Raw genomic sequence first — 16,860 nt, 5'->3', positions numbered from 1 at the left:
TCCAATGGCAAAATTCCGGATCGTCGGCGTCAGTTTCGATCACATGCATATGGGTGATTTGCTTCGGATGGTGCACGAGCATCCTGACGCCGAAATCGCCGCGATCTTCGATCCGGATCAGGACAAAATGCAGGCGGGAGCGAAGGCATTCGATATTCCCGATGATCGGGTATTTACGGATTTCGACGCATGTATGACGGCGGGTCCTTACGATATGGCCATTCTATGCGTGGCGACAGCGCAACATGCGGACTACACGGAACGGCTGGCTCCTCATGACATGCATGTTTTTGTCGAAAAACCCTTTGCCGCATCTGTTGACGATGCCCGCCGGATGATGACGGCAATGAACGAAACCGGAAATCAGCTGGTCATCAACTGGCCCTTGCGATGGGTCGAAAGCCACGTGACGGCCAAGCGGTTGATCGACGAAGGCATGATCGGCGATTTGTGTGAGGTTCATTTCTATGACGGAAATCGCGGACCGTTGTACCATCTGGCCGACAAGGTCGAAGTAACCCCCGAGGAAGTCGAGCGTCAAAAGCCGGACTCCTGGTGGTACAAACGGTCATCAGGCGGCGGTTCGCTGCTTGATTACCTGGGATACGGCGCGACGCTTGGAACCTGGTTCATGGGCGGCCGTGCACCGATCGAGGTCACATGCACGGTTGACGAAACACCAGGTATCGAGGTCGATCAGCATGCAATCGCCGTGTGCCGTTACGAAACAGGCCTGTCGAAGATGGAAACGCGCTGGGGTACGTTCACCGATCCTTGGACAACGCAGCCGCAACCCACTTGCGGGTTTGTTTTTGTCGGCACCGACGGCACCATTTCGTCGCCCGACTATGCCAGCCACATAACGGTTCAGACCCGCGCAAAACCCGAACGGCACGAGATACCGGTGACCCCGTTGGCTGCTGGCGAACGAAATGCCATCGAATACGTCCTTGGCTGCTTGTCCAATGGAACCCGGGTCGAAGGGCCGCTTGATCCGGCCCTGTGTCTGACAGCACAGCGGATCGTTGATACCGCACTCCGTTCAGCGCGCGAAAAACAAACTCTCAGGTTGCTGTCATGAGCGAGGACAGTGCCAAAACCGACCAGTATGCCTTAAAGTCAGCCCAGTTGCCCGAAGTCCCTGCCCCGGACTTGCCGTATTCTCCACCGGCGCCTCAAAAATACAGGCCCAGGATCGGAATAATTGGTACGGGCGGAATTTCCGTAAGCCATCTGGATGCCTACCGAACGGCCGGCTGGGACATTGCCGCAATCTGGAACCGGACGCGCGCGAAAGCCGAAGAAAAGGCCGCTGAATACTGCCCGTCAGCCCGCATCGAAGATGATTGGCAGGCGCTTCTTTCCGACAATGAAATCGACGTTGTCGACGTCACACTTCATCCGGAACACCGCGTGCCAATCGTCAAGGCTGCTTTGAAGGCGGGCAAACACGTGCTCAGCCAGAAGCCGTTTGTTACCGACCTCGATCTGGGCAATTACCTTGTGAACTTGGCAGATGATCAGGGTGTTAAACTCGCGGTAAACCAAAATGGTCGCTGGGCTCCGCACCTGTCCTGGATGCGCGAGGCGGTTTCAGCTGGGTTGATCGGCGACGTTCTGTCTGCACATGTTTCAATTCACTGGGATCACGGCTGGACCGCAGGTACGCCGTTTGACGAAATGGAGCACCTGATCCTTTATGATTTTGGTGTGCATTGGTTCGACTTTCTTGCGTCTCTTGTTGGCGACAGGGCGGAAAGCGTCTTTGCAACCGCGACACCGGCACGTGGCCAGGCCAACAAGGTCCCTTTGATGTCACAGGCGCTGGTGCGTTTGGACCAAGGCCAAGCAAGCCTGATTTTTGACGGGGGCGTTCCTTTTGGCCCGCGTGACACAACATATGTGGCTGGCACAAACGGAAGCCTTACATCAAGGGGACCGGATCTTTCATCGCAATCTGTGACGCTTGAGACAGCGCAGGGCATCGCGCGCCCAGCGCTCAAGGGACAATGGTTCAACGACGGGTTTCGCGGAACCATGGGCGAGCTTCTTTGTGCGATAGAAGAGGACCGAGAGCCCTCGGTATCCGCAAAGAACAACCTAAAGTCGTTGGCCATCGTTTTTGCGGCAATTACCTCGTCCAAACAAAACCGAGAAATCGAGATCGGAAGCATCAGAACAGTCGACGCCTGAACGGGTATTTTCAGGCAAAACGGGTACGAATTCAGGCCTTTGCCAATATCCTCTGACCAGTCTCGCCTCCTAGTCCAACCCGCAAATAGGTGGCTTTGAATGGTCGCCATACTGCGATCCCTACCACACACCGCCCGAGGACAGATGCGAAACAACCAGACGCTGCAAAGAAGAAACTTGCATTCGCGCCCTGATGCGTAGTCACTTGGGAACGGATGGTTGGAGGAAGACTATGAAACCATGGGCTATCGTGGTTTGTGTCGTTTGCACGTTGGGCCTTGTTGCTTGCTCTCCCCGAGTTCGTACATATGAAAAGACGGTATCAAGTGCTGTTCCTGCAAGCTCGGGCAGCAATCTTGCGCAAACCGTCAACCGCCTCGGAGACCCAAAAGACGGTCGTTCGGGTGTAAAGCTGATCAGCGACGGCGAAGAAGCTCTGGTCTCACGGCTATTGATGGCCGCAGCGGCAGAGCAAACGATCGACGCCCAATACTATCTTTTGCACAACGATCCGACCGGGCATCTCTTTGCGGCCAGTCTTTTACAAGCGGCAGATCGGGGGGTGCGTGTCCGGTTGCTGTTGGATGACATGGATACATCCGGCTACGACGCGATGACCGCTGCGCTTGATTACCACGACAACATCGAAATCCGGCTGTTCAATCCGTTCTGGCGCGATCAAAGCCTGCTGGTTGCGGGGCTGACTGATTTCAAACGCATCAATCGACGAATGCACAACAAATCCATGACTGCCGACAACGTGCTCACGATTGTCGGTGGGCGAAACATCGGAGCCGAGTACTTTCTGGCCCGTAAAGAGATGAACTACGCCGATCTGGACGTTCTGGCCGCAGGTCCCGTTGTAAAAGAAGTCTCCAAAAGCTTTGACGCATACTGGAACAGCGAATTTGCCGTCCCTGCTCGCGTGGTCGTCGGTGAACCAGAGGCCTTCAGCCTGAGCGATGCGCGAGGCAGGCTCAACGCGCTCGTGGAAGAGGCGAAGCAAACGCAATACGGCGCCGCCCTGCGACGATCAGCCGAAGAGAATTTTGCAGACGGCGCGCTGTCACTGGATTGGCTTCCTGCCCGATTGTATGCGGATCCGCCTTCTAAGGCCGCGGGCCTGGAAAACTCGGATCCAATTCTCGCATCCCAACTCCTGCCCTACTTCGAAAATGCCAAAAGCGAAGTGAACATTATCTCGGCCTATTTTGTACCGCGCAACAATGGCGTGAGATGGATGACCGAACTGGAAAACCGCGGGGTCGAAGTCAAAGTTGTCACCAACTCATTGGCCTCGAACGACGTCGCTCCGGTCTACGCCCACTACGCCAAGAAACGTCGGGCAATGCTGCGCGGCGGGGTCGACCTGTATGAACTGAGGCCCGATGCCTACCAAGTCCAACGTCGAGGCATCAATTGGGCGCAATCCCGATCCGGCCTCCATTCCAAGGCTTTCGCGGTGGATGACCGATATCTGTTCGTCGGGTCGTTCAACTGGGACCCGCGTTCGGTCCACATCAATACCGAAATGGGGATTCTGATGGATTCGCCCGCTTTGGCCAGTCAAACCATGGCTGCCTTGGACCAAGCGCTGCCAGCCTACACCTATCACGTGACGTTGGAGCGTGCAGGCCAACTTAAGTGGCGGACCCGGAACGAGGATGGCACGATCCTGGAATATGACTCCGAGCCGACAGGTACGGCATGGGATCACATCGTCGCCGGCTTTTTGAGCATCTTGCCAATTGGTTCACAGCTTTAGGGTTGATGATTTTGACAATCAGCCTGGCTTTGGCAAATCTCCGGAAGGGTTTTGATCGTGAAGTACTACAACCTGTATGCCGACGCCGCAGGCGAAAGCCGTTGGTCCGAGATCGAAGTTCCGCTGGCAGAGCGAAGCTTTGCGCCACCAGCAAAGGCAATTGAGGTCTCCGAGCCGGAGCATGTCAAACAGACCATGTTCCTGAGACTTCGATCAGGTTGGAACGAACCGATCCACCTGACGCCAGTGGTGCAAAGGCTGGTGTGCCTTGCCGGAACGATCCGCGTCACCGCAAGCGATGGCAACTTTCGAGATATAGGACCGGGGGACGTTTGGCACATGGCAGACAAGTTCGGACGCGGTCATCATACCAAAGTCACATGCTTCGAGGATTTTGAGGCGGTCATTATTCAGTTCGAGTGAAGTCGGAAAATTCCACGATCTCTTCAAACCTTCGCGAGCTCCACATTCAGCCTACAATGGAGAGCACCGTTACGGTCTGAAGATTTCCGGCTATACTGGGGTCATTGTTTCGCGCCGGCACCTGATTGACAGCGATTGAACCACCGCTGGCGCAGAGGGGGGATTGCCATGGAACAACGCCTCTCAGCCATTATGGCGGCCGATATGGTCGGGTACTCGCGCTTGATGGAAGTGGACGAGTTGGGTGTTCTGTCACGTCAAAAGAAACACCGGCGCGAATTGATCGATCCGGAAATAACCCGGCGCCGAGGAAGCATCATCAAAACGACCGGAGACGGCATGCTGGCCTCATTTGAATCCGTTCAGGACGCGGTTCAATGCGCCGTCAGCATTCAACAAGCGATGAGCCTTCGGGAAACCGAACTGGAGGACGACAAGAGAATTCGATTTCGCGTCGGCATCAATCTGGGCGATGTCATTTTCGACGACGGCGACATCTTCGGAGATGGGGTGAATGTCGCCGCACGGCTTGAAGGATTGGCAGAACCCGGCGGCGTGTGCGTTTCGGATATCGTGCATCAGGCGATTCAGGACCGGGTCGACGCGCCATTTCGCGACATGGGCGGCCAACGCGTCAAGAACATCACTCGGCCCATTCGTGTCTGGCAATGGTCCCCTCAGGCGGCGCCCGTGCGTGCGGCTCCTGAGATTTCACTGCAACAGCGCGTGAAGTTCTGCAAATCGGCAGATGGCGTAAATCTTGCCTGGGCCTCGACCGGAGAAGGTACACCTGTGCTGAAAGCCCCGAATTGGCTTAATCACATCGAGTATGAGTGGACCAGCCCGGTCTGGGGGGATTTCCTGTCCGAGATGTCCAAACTCTGTCGATTGGTCCGGTTCGACCAACGGGGAAACGGGCTTTCAGACTGGGAAGTTGAGGACATTTCAGAAGATTGTATGATCGACGACATGATTGCCGTGGCCGATGCGGCCGGGCTGGATCGTTTTGGCCTGTTCGGCATCAGTCAGGGGTCTGCATTTTCAATTCGATTTGCGGCAAGACACCCCGAGCGTGTGAAATTTCTTATCCTGCTGGGGGGCTATTTGCGCGGGCGCATGATGCGCGGGGACGCCGAAGCCGAACAGTTTTATCAAGCATCTCGCGCCATGGTATCGGCCGGCTGGGGCTCCCCCAACCCGGTGTACCGCCATTTCTTCTCGTCTTGCTACATGCCGGATGCCACACCGGAAGAAGGGGCAAGTTTCGACGAAATGCAACGCATCTCCGCCAGCCCGGAAACGGCCTTGCGGATCATGGAAATGAACAGCTACATGGACGTACGCGCGGATGCGCAGCGCGTGAGTGTTCCGACTTTGGTGTTGCATGCCCAAGGCGACATGGCGGCACCCATCAGTGAAGGCCGTGAGACAGCCCGGGAAATCCCGACGGCTGAGTTCGTTGAACTGCCCGGCGCCAACCATTGCATGATACGCGGCCATCCGGGGTTCGATGAGTTCTTTCAGGAAATCGAACCGTTTCTGAAAGAACATGGTGATTTTTGAGTACCTTACGCTTAAATGGATGCTGACGTTATTTGTACCCGCTGTTTCCTAAGTAACGTGATTTCCGGAGAACGTAATGACTGATATTTCCAGAAGGCGTTTCCTAAAATTCGCCCTGATCAACTCAACTGCCCTGGCTTTGGCCGGACAGGCAATGGCTCAGGCGACCTCTCTCTCGGACGTTGGCGGTGCGATGTTGGGTTTGGAGACCGCCACGATTTTCACCGCGCGCGAGATCGTGACGCTCGACCCCGATCAACCGTCAGCTCAGGCCGTTGCGGTGATAAATGATCGGATCCTTGCAACCGGAACGCTGGACGAGGTCAAGGGCATCCTTGGAGATAAACCGTACGATCTGGACACAACATTCGACGACCACGTTATCGTTCCCGGTTTCATTGCGCAGCACGACCATCCGATCCTGGCAGGATTGACAATGTCTTCCCTGATCCTGTCCATCGAGGATTGGGAACTGCCCGACGGCACCGCGATTGCCCTGAAAGATAAGGATGACTTCATGACGCGCCTTGCGGCAGCCGAGACCCGGCTGGATGATCCGGCTGAACCGCTGCTCACCTGGGGGTATCATGCCGCGTTCTATGGCCCTCTGACCCGTGCCGACCTCGACACGATCAGCACCGAGCGGCCGATATTCGCGTGGGCCAGATCCTGCCATGAGTTCATCCTGAATACAGCCGCGATGAACGCCGCGGGCGTCACCGAAGACCTGATCGCCAGCTGGTCAGAGACAGAAAAATCGCAATCCAGTTTCGAAGATGGTCACTTCTGGGAACAGGGTTTGTTTGCCGTTTTGCCGAGTATAGCGCCGATGGTCGCAAACCCTGAAAAGTTCCGTTCCGGCCTGCTGACCATGCGCGACTATATGCACGCCAAGGGTGTGACCTTCGGAAACGAACCGGGCGGTATTCTTGCAAAGCCCATTCAGGATGCGGTCAATGCGGTGATGTCGGCGCCATCGATGCCCTTCCGATGGACGTTCATTCCCGATGGCAAAAGCCTGGTTGCTACTTACGATCAGGATACCGACGTGATCCGCCAAACCGAGGCTTTGGTCGACTGGTACGGCGGCATGACCAGCATGGCAAAGGGCAGCGTAAAACTGTTCTCTGACGGCGCCATATATTCCCTCGCAATCCAACTTCGCGACCCCGCCATCGGTGACTATCACGGTGAATGGATGATGGATCAGGATGCTTTCGAACGTGCTTTCCGGATCTATTGGGACGCCGGTTATCAGGTGCATGTGCACGTCAACGGCGATGCCGGTCTCGACCGTGTTCTGAACACGCTGGAAGATAACCTATTGCGCAACCCGCGTTTTGATCATCGTACGGTGATTGTCCACTTCGCCGTCAGCGCACCCGACCAGGTCGAGCGTATCAAACGCCTCGGCGCGATCGTCAGCGCTAATCCTTACTACGTCACCGCGCTATCAGATCGCTACAGCGAAACCGGCCTGGGACCCGAGCGCGCGGACCAGATGGTGCGGCTGGGCGATCTGGACAAATCGGGTATCTCGTGGTCGTTGCACTCTGACATGCCCATGGCACCGGGCGACCCGCTGTTCCTGATGTGGTGCGCGGTAAACCGGGTCACGAGTTCCGGTCGCGTAGCCGGCAGCGACCAAAAGATCTCTGCCGAACAGGCCCTGCGCGGGGTCACGATCAATGCGGCGTATTCTCACCGCCTTGAAGAAGAACGGGGCAGCATCAAACCGGGCAAGCTCGCCAACTTCACGATTTTGGCAGAGAACCCCCTGACCGTCGACCCGATGAAGATCAAGGATATCGCGGTTTGGGGCACGATTGCGGAGGGACGCATTCAGAAAGTCGGAGAAAACTTGCAGGAAGACGCAAGCCGAAAGGGCAGCGACTTCACAGGCAATATAGATTTCGCCGAGAGGGCGTTAACCCACGCCCTTTCCGTTGTTCACGCGCATCTTTGAAGTTTGAATCGCACTGCAGGACAACTCGAACCGGTCGCATTAAGGCAGGGTTAGGCCAAATGGGCACGCAAATGAGCTGGGTTTTGTCACCTCTGAACGATGATCAATTCCCAGCCACTCAATCCCAAGTTCTACTGATACTGGTTCTAAGAAACCGATTGCTCCGAGACGATCTCGCCAAAACGCGTAAAGAACTTGCCCGAGAGCTTTTTCGCGGTGCCAGCAATCAATCGACTACCCAATTGCGCAATCTTTCCGCCGACTTCAACTTTAGCGGTGTATGCAAGAATGGTCTCATCCCCATTTGAGGTAAGCGTTACGTCGGCACCACCTTTGGCAAACCCGGCCGCGCCGCCTTTGCCTTCCCCGGTCAGGGAAAAACCTTCAGGTGCATTTGAAGTATTCAGCGTCACCTCACCCGAGAACCGCGCTTTGACCGGGCCGATCTTGAGGACAACCTTGGCCTCAAGGTGCTCTGGCGAATGCTGGATCAACTCCTCGCAGCCGGGAATGCACTCGCGCAGGACATCCGGATCGTTCAAAGCGCGGTAAACGACGTCGCGCGGGGTGGCAATGTGGATTTCGTCACTGAGTTCCATTCATGTTTCCTTTGTTCAACAACATCTTGGATAGACCAGAAGTGCGGTCTCGGTAGCCTCTTCCGGCGTTACGTCCGGGCGCACCAGCCACAAACGCCGCAGGCGATTAAGCACGTTTTTCATCATCAGATGCCTCTCTGGATTTGTTCGTGTTTCGCCACAGCACGATCTCGGCCAGGATCGACAGGGCGATTTCATGCGGATCGATCGCATGGATATCCAGCCCGGCCGGGGATTTGAGCTGCGCCGCGCGCTCCGGCGCCAAACCTTGAGCGATGAGTTTTGCCGTAAGCGCATCAGCCTTTCGGCGGCTGGCCACCATGGAGACATGGGCCGCCTCGGTTTGCAGCGCCGCTTTCAGGGCGTCAGCGTCTCCGCGACCCTGCGAGGCAACAACAACGAAATCCTGCGATTCGATGTCCAAATGGTCGATGGTTTCCAGCGTAAACCTATCGTAGTCGCCGTCTGTTTCTGCCTCGTCACCAACGCAGATGCGAAAGCCGGCCAGCGCCCCATGCGCTGCCAGCGCTGTGGCAATCGGAGACGTCCCAAAGATCACCAGACGCGGGGTGTGCTGATACGGCTCGACCAACAGATCGACAGTGCCGCCCGAGGGGCAGCCGCTTTTGAAGGTCTGCACTCCGTCGGGATCTGTCATGCTCACCACCTTGTTCGAAGGTTTGACACGGATCATCTGCGGCTCACCGGTGGTCAGCGCCGTCCGGGCCGAGGTTCGGACGGCGCGCTGCACGCAAGCCCCTCCGAGATGTCCAAGAAGGCGTCCGTCTTTGGTGATCGCAGCTTTTCCTCCGGCCTTTGCGGACGTTGCATCCGCCGTGCGCAGGACCGTTGCCACACAAAAGGCCTCACCGGTTTTGCGCAGCTGTTCAATCGTGTCGAATATGTCGAAGTTAGCCAATTCAGACTCCTTTCACAGCTTACGAAACTGCGGTTCCAACGCCGCCAGCGCTTCCAGCGTGTTGGCTGGCAAATGTGCATCCAGATAGGGTTCCGCCGCCTGCATCGCGGCAGCAATCGGCTGATAGTCACGCCAGCCTTTCAAGGGGTTCAGCCATACGATCCGCCGCGCTTTACGTCGGATGCGCGCCAGCGCATCGCCCAGCGCCTGCGGGTCGGAACTGCAATACCCATCGGACAAGATCAGCGCGATGGTCCGCCCGTTCAAAGACCGCGCGCCGTATCCATTCAGAAAATGCTCAAGACTGCCCGAGATATCCGTGCCGCCGCCAAACCCTTCGGCCATCAACGACAGCCGCCCGGCCGCGCGCAAGGAGTCGTGGTCGCGCAGCGCATCCGTGACGCGCATCAGACGGGTATGGAAGAGATAGGCGTCCGCCTCTGTGCCACTGCCGATCAGACCTTTGAGGAAGGCCAGAAAAACCCGCGAATAAACCGTCATCGAACCGCTTACGTCACACAAGGCCACAATCCGCATCGGGCGTGGTGGACGAGCGCGGCGATACAGGTCCATCGGTTCTCCGCCCCTTGCAAGGCTGGCGCGTTGGATCCGGCGCATATCAAGCGATGGGCCGCGCAGCGCTTGTTTCCGCCGGCGCGAGCGGCGGTCGCGGATGGCGCGCGCGATGGCAGTTGCGGCCAGTTCCGCTTGCCGCAGCGCGTCTTCGTCCATCAGCTCGCGCAAATCCTGACGCGACAGGTTGGCCGTACGGGTTGCAATCAGCTTCCCGTTCCTCCCCACGGCCTCCCCGTCGCCGGGATCAGGCGCAGTAGCCTGATCCGTGCCGGTTTCCGTTTCCTGAGCAGCCTGGCTTTCCTGCTGCCAGATCATCGGCTTGGCGGATTGAACCCGCACATGCGCCGTTTGGGCTGTTCCCGCGCGCTGCTTTCCTGCATTGAACCAATAGGCTTCGAACAGGTCATCGAAGCGCCGCCAATCGTCGGCGTCGCCGGCCAGTAACACGCAAAGCGCCCGCTGGGCCTGTCTGATATCCGTTGCCTCAACCGCCGCCAGCGCGGCCAATGCGTCCCCCGTTTCAGCCGGTCCCACACGCATTCCGTTCATACGCAGATGTGCGATGAAGCCGGACATGCGATCCGCCAAACCAGATGCGCGAGTGGGGAACCGGGTGACTTGCATCACGCCACCTTTCCTATCAGGCGATCCATCACTTCGGGCGGGGCAGCGTCATAGTCGGCGGCAGTTTTTAGAAGGCAGACAAGCGTCGCCTGAACCTCTTCGCGGGATTGCGCCATGTCATTTACACCCAGCCCCGAAAGGGCCGCCGCCCAGTCCAACATTTCGGCAATACCGGGAGTCTTCTCCAAGTCTTCTTTGCGCAGCGCCTGCACCACGCCAACAATCTGGCGCGCCAATAGCCCTTCGACTTCGGGCATGCGGGCTTTCAGGATAGCCATTTCCGTTTCACGCGATGGGTAATCGAGGAAGCTGTACAGGCACCGACGCCGCAGCGCGTCCGACAAGTCCCGAGTCCCATTCGCAGTCAGGATCACAATAGGCCGCGAACGCGCCTTGATCGTTCCGAGTTCCGGAATGGTGATCTGAAAGTCGGATAAGATTTCCAGCAGATAGGCCTCAAACTCCTCATCCGCGCGGTCGATTTCATCGATCAGCAGAACAGGTGGCACTTCTTCGCTGATTGCTTCCAGCAATGGTCGCTTCAGCAGATAGTCATCAGTAAATAGCTGGGCCTCGCTGGTTCCGCCCTGTGCTTCGCTTGCACGAATGGCCAGCAACTGGCGCTGGTAATTCCACTCATAAATCGCGTGGCTGGCATCCAGCCCTTCATAGCACTGCAACCGTATCAACCGCGCCGCGCGCTGTGCTGCCAGCGCCTTGGCGACCTCGGTTTTGCCGACCCCAGCCGGGCCTTCCAGCAGCAGTGGACGCCCAAGCGTCTGCGCCAGATGCAGTGCCATCGCCAACCGGTCGTCGGCAACATAGCCCACCTCGGCGAGGCCTTGCTGTATGTCCTGCAAGCTCATGCCATTCTCCCGGATTGCCGCCGCGTTGGGATGTAGCGCGGCGGCTTTTCCTGTTAGCCGTGCATTCCCAGACCGTTGGCGATCTTCCAGATACGCCAGTGGTCATGCGGCATATGGCTCTGAACAAGGCCAAATGGGCGGAATGCATCATGCACCGCGTTCGAGAACGCGGGCACGCCGCCGACATTGGGGCTCTCGCCCACGCCCTTGGCACCAATCGGGTGATGCGGAGATGGCGTCACCGTGTGATCAGTGGTGTAATTGGGCGTCTCCCATGCCGTGGGCAGGAAGAAGTCCATCAGAGTACCGGTCTTCACATTGCCCATCTCATCATAGGCGATTTCCTGACCCATCGCGATGGCCAGCGCCTCGGTCACGCCACCGTGGACCTGACCTTCGATGATCATCGGGTTGATCCGGGTGCCGCAATCGTCCAGCGCATAGAATTGCCGAACGTCCCATTCGCCTGTATCCACGTCGATCTCCATGACGCAGATATAAGCTCCGAACGGATAGGTCATGTTCGGCGGGTCATAGTAGCTGACTGCCTCAAGACCGGGTTCCAGTCCTGGGATCGCCTTATTGTAGGCGGCAAAGGCGATTTCCTTCATGGTCTTGAACCGCTCGGGCGCGCCTTTGACTGAGAACCGATCCACGTCCCATTCAACGTCGTCGTCATGGACTTCCAACAGGTAGGCGGCGATCATCTGCGCTTTGGCACGGATTTTACGTGCAGCCATTGCCGTCGCTGCACCCGCCACAGGCGTGGATCGAGAGCCATAGGTGCCAAGTCCATAAGGCGCGGTGTCCGTGTCACCTTCCTCCAGCGTGATATCGTCGGCAGGCAAGCCGATCTCACTGGCGATGATCTGGGCAAAGGTCGTGGCATGGCCCTGACCCTGACTGATCGTCCCCAACCGCGCGATGGCCGACCCAGTCGGGTGGATTCGAATTTCGCAGGAATCGAACATGCCGAGCCCGAGAATATCGCAGTTCTTCACCGGTCCCGCGCCTACGATTTCAGTGAAGTGCGTCAGCCCAATACCCAACAACTTGCGGGTCTTGCCCGATTTGAAGTCCTCAATCCGCTGCGCCTGTTCGGCGCGCAAGTCTTCGTAGCCCACGGCCTTCAATGCCTTATCCCAAGCGGTGTGGTAATCGCCCGAGTCATACTCCCAGCCCAGCGCCGATTGATACGGGAACTGATCTTTGCGGATAAAGTTGATCCGGCGCAGTTCAGCCGCGTCCATGTTCAGCTTGATGGCCAGAACCTCGATCATCCGTTCGATGAAATAGGCGGCCTCGGTCACCCGGAACGAACAGCGATAGGCGACACCACCCGGTGCCTTGTTGGTGTAGACACCATCCACAGCCAGATAAGCGGTGGGGATGTCATACGACCCGGTGCAGATGTTCATGAAACCGGCCGGGAATTTGGTCGGGTCGGCGCAGGCGTCGAACCCGCCATGATCCGCCGTGGTGTGACACCACAGGCCAGTGATCTTGCCATCCTTGGTCGCAGCGATCTTGCCCTGCATCCAATAATCGCGGGCAAAGGCGGTGGACATCAGGTTTTCCATCCGGTTCTCGACCCATTTTACCGGCTGGCCGGTGACAATCGAGGCAACGACCGAGCAGACATAGCCCGCATAAGCGCCAACCTTGTTGCCAAAGCCACCACCGATATCAGGGCTGATCACGCGAATGTTGTGCTCGGCCAGACCCGAGATCAGCGACACAACGGTTCGGATCGCGTGGGGGGCCTGGAAGGTGCCATACAGCGTCAGCTTGCCGTTTACCTTGTCCATCGACGCCACACAGCCGCAGGTCTCCAACGGACAGGGATGGGTGCGGTGGTAATAGACCATTTCTTCGGCCACGACATCGGCCTCTCCCAGAACGGCTTCGGTCGCGTCCTTGTCGCCCTGTTCCCAGGTGAAGATGTGGTTGTGATGCTTGCGCGGTCCGTGTGCGCCCTCGGTCTGACCCGCAAGGTCTTCACGTAGGACAACGTCCGATTTCAGCGCCTCGAACGGGTCGGTCAGAACGGGCAGTTCTTCGTAGTCAACCTCGACCAGCTCAGCCGCATCCGCCGCGATATAGCGGTTTTCGGCGACGACATAAGCGACTTCCTGGCCCTGGAACAGAACCTTGCCATCGGCCAACACCATCTGCTTGTCACCTGCCAGCGTCGGCATCCAATGCAAGCCTAGCGGAGCCAGATCCTCGGCCGTCAACACAGCAACAACACCGGGCACGGCCATCGCGGCGTCTTTGTTTACACTGACAACGCGGGCGTGGGCGTAAGGCGAACGGACGAATGCGCCGAACAGCATCCCGTCCAGCTTGATGTCATCGACGTAGTTGCCCTTGCCTTGGGTAAAGCGCACATCCTCGACGCGCTTTCGGGCGCAGCCCATCCCTTTGAGATTGGCGGCGCGTTCTTCGGGGGTCATGGTTTGATCGTTCATTCCGCGGCCTCCTTCTGAGCGTTCATCATGTCAGCCGAGGCCGAGATCGCCTTGACGATGTTCTGATACCCGGTGCAACGGCACAGGTTCCCAGCCATACCGAATCGAATTTCTTCCTCAGTCGGGTTCGGGTTTTCCTGCAGCAAGCGATGCGCGCGGGTAATCATGCCCGGCGTGCAGAATCCGCATTGCAGCCCGTGATGTTCCCGGAACATCTCTTGCAGAACACCAAGGCTGCCATCGTCATTGGTCAACCCTTCGACAGTGGTGATATCGGCGCCGTTCACCTGCGCCACAAAGGTGGTGCAGGATTTGACGGACTTGCCATCGATATCCACGGTGCAGGCACCGCAATGACTAGTCTCGCACCCGATATGAGGACCGGTGATTTTCAGATCTTCCCGCAGGAAGTGGATCAGCAGCGTGCGCGGCTCGGCCAGACCTTCGACCTGCTTGCCGTTCACGGTGAGTTTGACGTGCATTTTCGACATAAGTGTTCCTCCCTCAGCCCGCGCGGCTTTGCGCACGGTCTATGGCGCGGCGCAGCATCACGGCGGCCACGTGTTTCTTGAATTCGACGGGGCCGCGATTGTCAGCCACTGGATCAATCGCTTCGAGCATTGCTGCGACGCAGCCGTCGACGTCGCCGCCGGCCAACGCTCTACTGGCCGCCTCAGACCAGATGGGCGTATCCGCCAGATTGGTCATAGCGACCGAGGCCTGGCCGTTGCCAACCATCACCGCGGCCGCAGCGGTCGCGTAATCGCCGATCTTGCGCTTCTGCTTTTCATACGCCTGTCCGACGCCCGCACCCGGTACCGGGATCGAAATCCGGGTCAGGATTTCCTCATCCTCGCGCGCGGTGAAATAGGCAGCCTCATAGAAATCGCGGGCTGCCACGCTGCGGTTGCCATCAGGACCAGACAGTTCGAACGTCGCGTTCAGACACTGCATCAGGCCGGGCATGTCATTACCCGGATCACCGTTTGCGACGTTGCCGCCAACGGTACCCATATAACGCACCTGAGGATCAGCGATCTGCAACGCGGCCTCGCGGATCAAGGGAACGGCCGATGCCAGACCGTCATGCGTGATCAACTCATGCTGAGTGACCATCGCGCCCAGCGAGACGGTATCAGCCCCGATCTCGATGCCTTTCAGTTCATCAATGGCCTGCAGATCAACCAGATGGCCCATTTCGGCCATGCGAAGCTTCATCATCGGGATCAGGCTGTGGCCGCCTGCGATCACACGCGCCTCATCTCCGTGTTCCTGTAAGATGCCAATGGCCGAGGCGATGTCGCCTGGCCGGTGATACTCAAAACCGGCTGGTATCATGTTTTTCCTCCCTGGGTCCGAGCGGTATGCCTTGGGGGACCTGCGGGGAAGGAAAGAACACTGGGGGCAGCCATTCCAGCGGGTGGAAACGGGGCGCGCAGCTTGTTTCACGAAACGCGAATTAGCAGCACGAGTTGCGACTAAAGGCCCAGCGCCTCGCGAATGTCCGTCAGGCGGGATCGGCTGACCGGAACCTTGGCCAACGCGTCAACCCCGTCGAAGTAGCAGGTGCCGTTGTCCTTGTGCCTCTCAAAGCTTGAGACATGTTCGGGATTGACAAGATAGCTACGATGCGCCCGCAGGAAACCATCTGGTTTTAGCCGGCTTTCGGCCTCGGTAATCGACCAGGGGCAGAAAAGCTTATCGGCATCCATATACAGCACGGTGTAATGCCCCTCGGCCCGGATTGCGGCTATTTTTCCGGGTTGGGCAAAGAAGGTTTGGCCGTCCCGCTCGTACGGAACACCTGCACGCGGTACGACCGGCGCCGGTTCCGGTTCGGGTTCCACAGAAGGCGCAGCGCCGGTGGCCGTCTCGGGGCCGACAAACGAAATGCCGGTCAGCAGAAAGGCACCACAAATCAGAAACACCGAAACAGTCACACCCATCGCCAGGACCTGATTGTTCAGGGCCGGTCCGGCTCCGCCTGCGTTGTCCGTCGCGACAAAGTCGGTCAGGCCGGTTGCCACGAAGTGCATCGTGAATACAGCCAGGCCAAAACAGGCCGTGCCCAGCAGGATATTGCGCTGGGTTCGATTGTCGTACGCAACCCAAATGGCGGCAACGGAGAGCACAACCGACGCAAGCGTTGCAATTGCCACATCCCAAGCATTGTAGACTGGGCGGCAAAGCTGCATCCCTGACATGCCCACGTAATGCATTACCACAATTCCAAGGCCGACGATGACACCGGCGCCGATCATTGTTTGCACTGTCCGGGGACGGAAATGCAAAAGCAGCAGGGCCAGACCGACCATCAGAATTGCCACCAAAGCTGAAATCAATGTGATCAGCGCGTCGTAATAAAACAGAATTGGCAGTTGCAAACCCAGCATTGCGACGAAATGCATGGACCAGATGCCGCCACCCAGTATGATCGCAGCCAGAGCGACGATGAACTTGCGTCTTTGGTCGTTCAGCTTTGAGGCTCCATGCGTCAGATAGAGCCCGGTAAAACCGGCCATCAATGCCACGGCAAGCGATGCCGCCACAAGCCAGCCGTTATGCGAATAGTCCAACATGTAGGTACATGCGCCCTCCCTGGCGCGGGGACGACGTTAACAAACCTGTTTTATTGGCACAATCGGCTCGTATGATCCATCAGTTAAATCTTTCTGGAATCTGTGACTAAGGCGGAATTCAGCGAAAACACTCTGTTTCGTGCTGGCCGGTTATTTCGACGTTTTGCGACCACCATTAATGGCACCTCACTTTTCAGAACTTCACAAACAAAGCACCATATCAAATCTAAAGTCACTGGAGCCCACATTCCCCAAGTAAGTCGCTGTTTCCGCTGTCGTGATCGTGTTATTTCCGATATAAATCATGGTGTTGGTG

General features: G+C 57.6%; 14 protein-coding genes. 6 read left to right on the top strand and 8 right to left on the bottom strand.

The features are described from left to right. Positions 1-4 precede the first annotated feature (4 nt). The 6 genes from AC2FIR_RS19355 (at position 5) to AC2FIR_RS19330 (ending at position 7,910) form a co-directional block, all read left to right on the top strand. On the top strand, positions 5-1,081 hold the full coding sequence (locus tag AC2FIR_RS19355; RefSeq protein WP_496744373.1) for a Gfo/Idh/MocA family protein: 1,077 nt from the start codon (positions 5-7) through the stop codon (positions 1,079-1,081). Continuing rightward, complete coding sequence (locus tag AC2FIR_RS19350; RefSeq protein ID WP_496762917.1) at positions 1,078-2,193, top strand: Gfo/Idh/MocA family protein; 1,116 nt, start codon at positions 1,078-1,080, stop codon at positions 2,191-2,193. The genes AC2FIR_RS19355 and AC2FIR_RS19350 overlap by 4 nt, the downstream gene beginning before the upstream one ends. Positions 2,194-2,425: 232 nt before the next feature. Then, positions 2,426-3,958, top strand: a complete 1,533-nt coding sequence (locus tag AC2FIR_RS19345; protein WP_496762915.1) for a phospholipase D family protein — start codon at positions 2,426-2,428, stop codon at positions 3,956-3,958. 57 nt (positions 3,959-4,015) lie between these two features. Beyond that, positions 4,016-4,381 (top strand): cupin domain-containing protein, encoded by a 366-nt coding sequence (locus AC2FIR_RS19340; protein WP_496762913.1) that lies wholly within the window; start codon positions 4,016-4,018, stop codon positions 4,379-4,381. Between the two features lie 168 nt (positions 4,382-4,549). Further along, entirely contained in the window at positions 4,550-5,944 is a 1,395-nt protein-coding gene (locus tag AC2FIR_RS19335) for an alpha/beta fold hydrolase (RefSeq protein WP_496762911.1), read from the top strand. A 76-nt stretch (positions 5,945-6,020) separates the two neighbouring features. Then, complete coding sequence (locus AC2FIR_RS19330) at positions 6,021-7,910, top strand: amidohydrolase (RefSeq protein ID WP_496744364.1); 1,890 nt, start codon at positions 6,021-6,023, stop codon at positions 7,908-7,910. 146 nt (positions 7,911-8,056) lie between these two features. Here the strand turns inward: AC2FIR_RS19330 and AC2FIR_RS19325 are convergent, their stop codons facing one another. From AC2FIR_RS19325 to AC2FIR_RS19290, 8 genes are all read right to left on the bottom strand, one after another. Further along, positions 8,057-8,509 (bottom strand): SRPBCC family protein, encoded by a 453-nt coding sequence (locus AC2FIR_RS19325; protein WP_170614570.1) that lies wholly within the window; start codon positions 8,507-8,509, stop codon positions 8,057-8,059. Positions 8,510-8,615: 106 nt separating this feature from the next. Continuing rightward, complete coding sequence (locus AC2FIR_RS19320; protein WP_496762909.1) at positions 8,616-9,428, bottom strand: XdhC family protein; 813 nt, start codon at positions 9,426-9,428, stop codon at positions 8,616-8,618. Positions 9,429-9,440: 12 nt separating this feature from the next. Continuing rightward, a complete protein-coding gene (locus tag AC2FIR_RS19315; RefSeq protein ID WP_170614675.1) occupies positions 9,441-10,628 on the bottom strand; it encodes a vWA domain-containing protein in 1,188 nt (395 codons plus the stop codon). Then, a complete protein-coding gene (locus AC2FIR_RS19310) occupies positions 10,628-11,494 on the bottom strand; it encodes an AAA family ATPase (protein ID WP_170614568.1) in 867 nt (288 codons plus the stop codon). Before AC2FIR_RS19310 ends, AC2FIR_RS19315 begins: the two co-directional genes overlap by 1 nt. 53 nt (positions 11,495-11,547) lie before the next feature. Continuing rightward, on the bottom strand, positions 11,548-13,965 hold the full coding sequence (locus AC2FIR_RS19305) for an aerobic carbon-monoxide dehydrogenase large subunit (protein WP_170614567.1): 2,418 nt from the start codon (positions 13,963-13,965) through the stop codon (positions 11,548-11,550). After that, the gene (locus tag AC2FIR_RS19300; RefSeq protein WP_050605914.1) at positions 13,962-14,456 is read right to left on the bottom strand and encodes a (2Fe-2S)-binding protein; all 495 of its coding nucleotides are present in this window, start codon (positions 14,454-14,456) and stop codon (positions 13,962-13,964) included. The genes AC2FIR_RS19305 and AC2FIR_RS19300 overlap by 4 nt, the downstream gene beginning before the upstream one ends. 13 nt (positions 14,457-14,469) lie before the next feature. Further along, positions 14,470-15,303, bottom strand: coding sequence for an FAD binding domain-containing protein (locus tag AC2FIR_RS19295; RefSeq protein WP_170614566.1), 834 nt, complete (start codon positions 15,301-15,303; stop codon positions 14,470-14,472). Positions 15,304-15,443: 140 nt separating this feature from the next. Next, a complete protein-coding gene (locus AC2FIR_RS19290) occupies positions 15,444-16,544 on the bottom strand; it encodes an MHYT domain-containing protein (protein WP_170614565.1) in 1,101 nt (366 codons plus the stop codon). Positions 16,545-16,860: the final 316 nt, after the last annotated feature.

The sequence above is a fragment of the Ruegeria sp. CDSB136 genome (genome assembly GCF_059610965.1).
Note: the sequence above shows the minus strand (reverse complement) of the source record. Positions and strands in the feature narration are given on the sequence as shown.

Coding starts and splice junctions, on each gene's coding strand:
- AC2FIR_RS19290 (WP_170614565.1), bottom strand. CDS start 16,544: ATGTTGGACTATTCGCATAACGGCTGGCTTGTGGCGGCATCGCTTGCC.
- AC2FIR_RS19295 (WP_170614566.1), bottom strand. CDS start 15,303: ATGATACCAGCCGGTTTTGAGTATCACCGGCCAGGCGACATCGCCTCG.
- AC2FIR_RS19330 (WP_496744364.1), top strand. CDS start 6,021: ATGACTGATATTTCCAGAAGGCGTTTCCTAAAATTCGCCCTGATCAAC.
- AC2FIR_RS19345 (WP_496762915.1), top strand. CDS start 2,426: ATGAAACCATGGGCTATCGTGGTTTGTGTCGTTTGCACGTTGGGCCTT.
- AC2FIR_RS19300 (WP_050605914.1), bottom strand. CDS start 14,456: ATGTCGAAAATGCACGTCAAACTCACCGTGAACGGCAAGCAGGTCGAA.
- AC2FIR_RS19335 (WP_496762911.1), top strand. CDS start 4,550: ATGGAACAACGCCTCTCAGCCATTATGGCGGCCGATATGGTCGGGTAC.
- AC2FIR_RS19355 (WP_496744373.1), top strand. CDS start 5: ATGGCAAAATTCCGGATCGTCGGCGTCAGTTTCGATCACATGCATATG.
- AC2FIR_RS19325 (WP_170614570.1), bottom strand. CDS start 8,509: ATGGAACTCAGTGACGAAATCCACATTGCCACCCCGCGCGACGTCGTT.
- AC2FIR_RS19310 (WP_170614568.1), bottom strand. CDS start 11,494: ATGAGCTTGCAGGACATACAGCAAGGCCTCGCCGAGGTGGGCTATGTT.
- AC2FIR_RS19350 (WP_496762917.1), top strand. CDS start 1,078: ATGAGCGAGGACAGTGCCAAAACCGACCAGTATGCCTTAAAGTCAGCC.
- AC2FIR_RS19305 (WP_170614567.1), bottom strand. CDS start 13,965: ATGAACGATCAAACCATGACCCCCGAAGAACGCGCCGCCAATCTCAAA.
- AC2FIR_RS19315 (WP_170614675.1), bottom strand. CDS start 10,628: ATGCAAGTCACCCGGTTCCCCACTCGCGCATCTGGTTTGGCGGATCGC.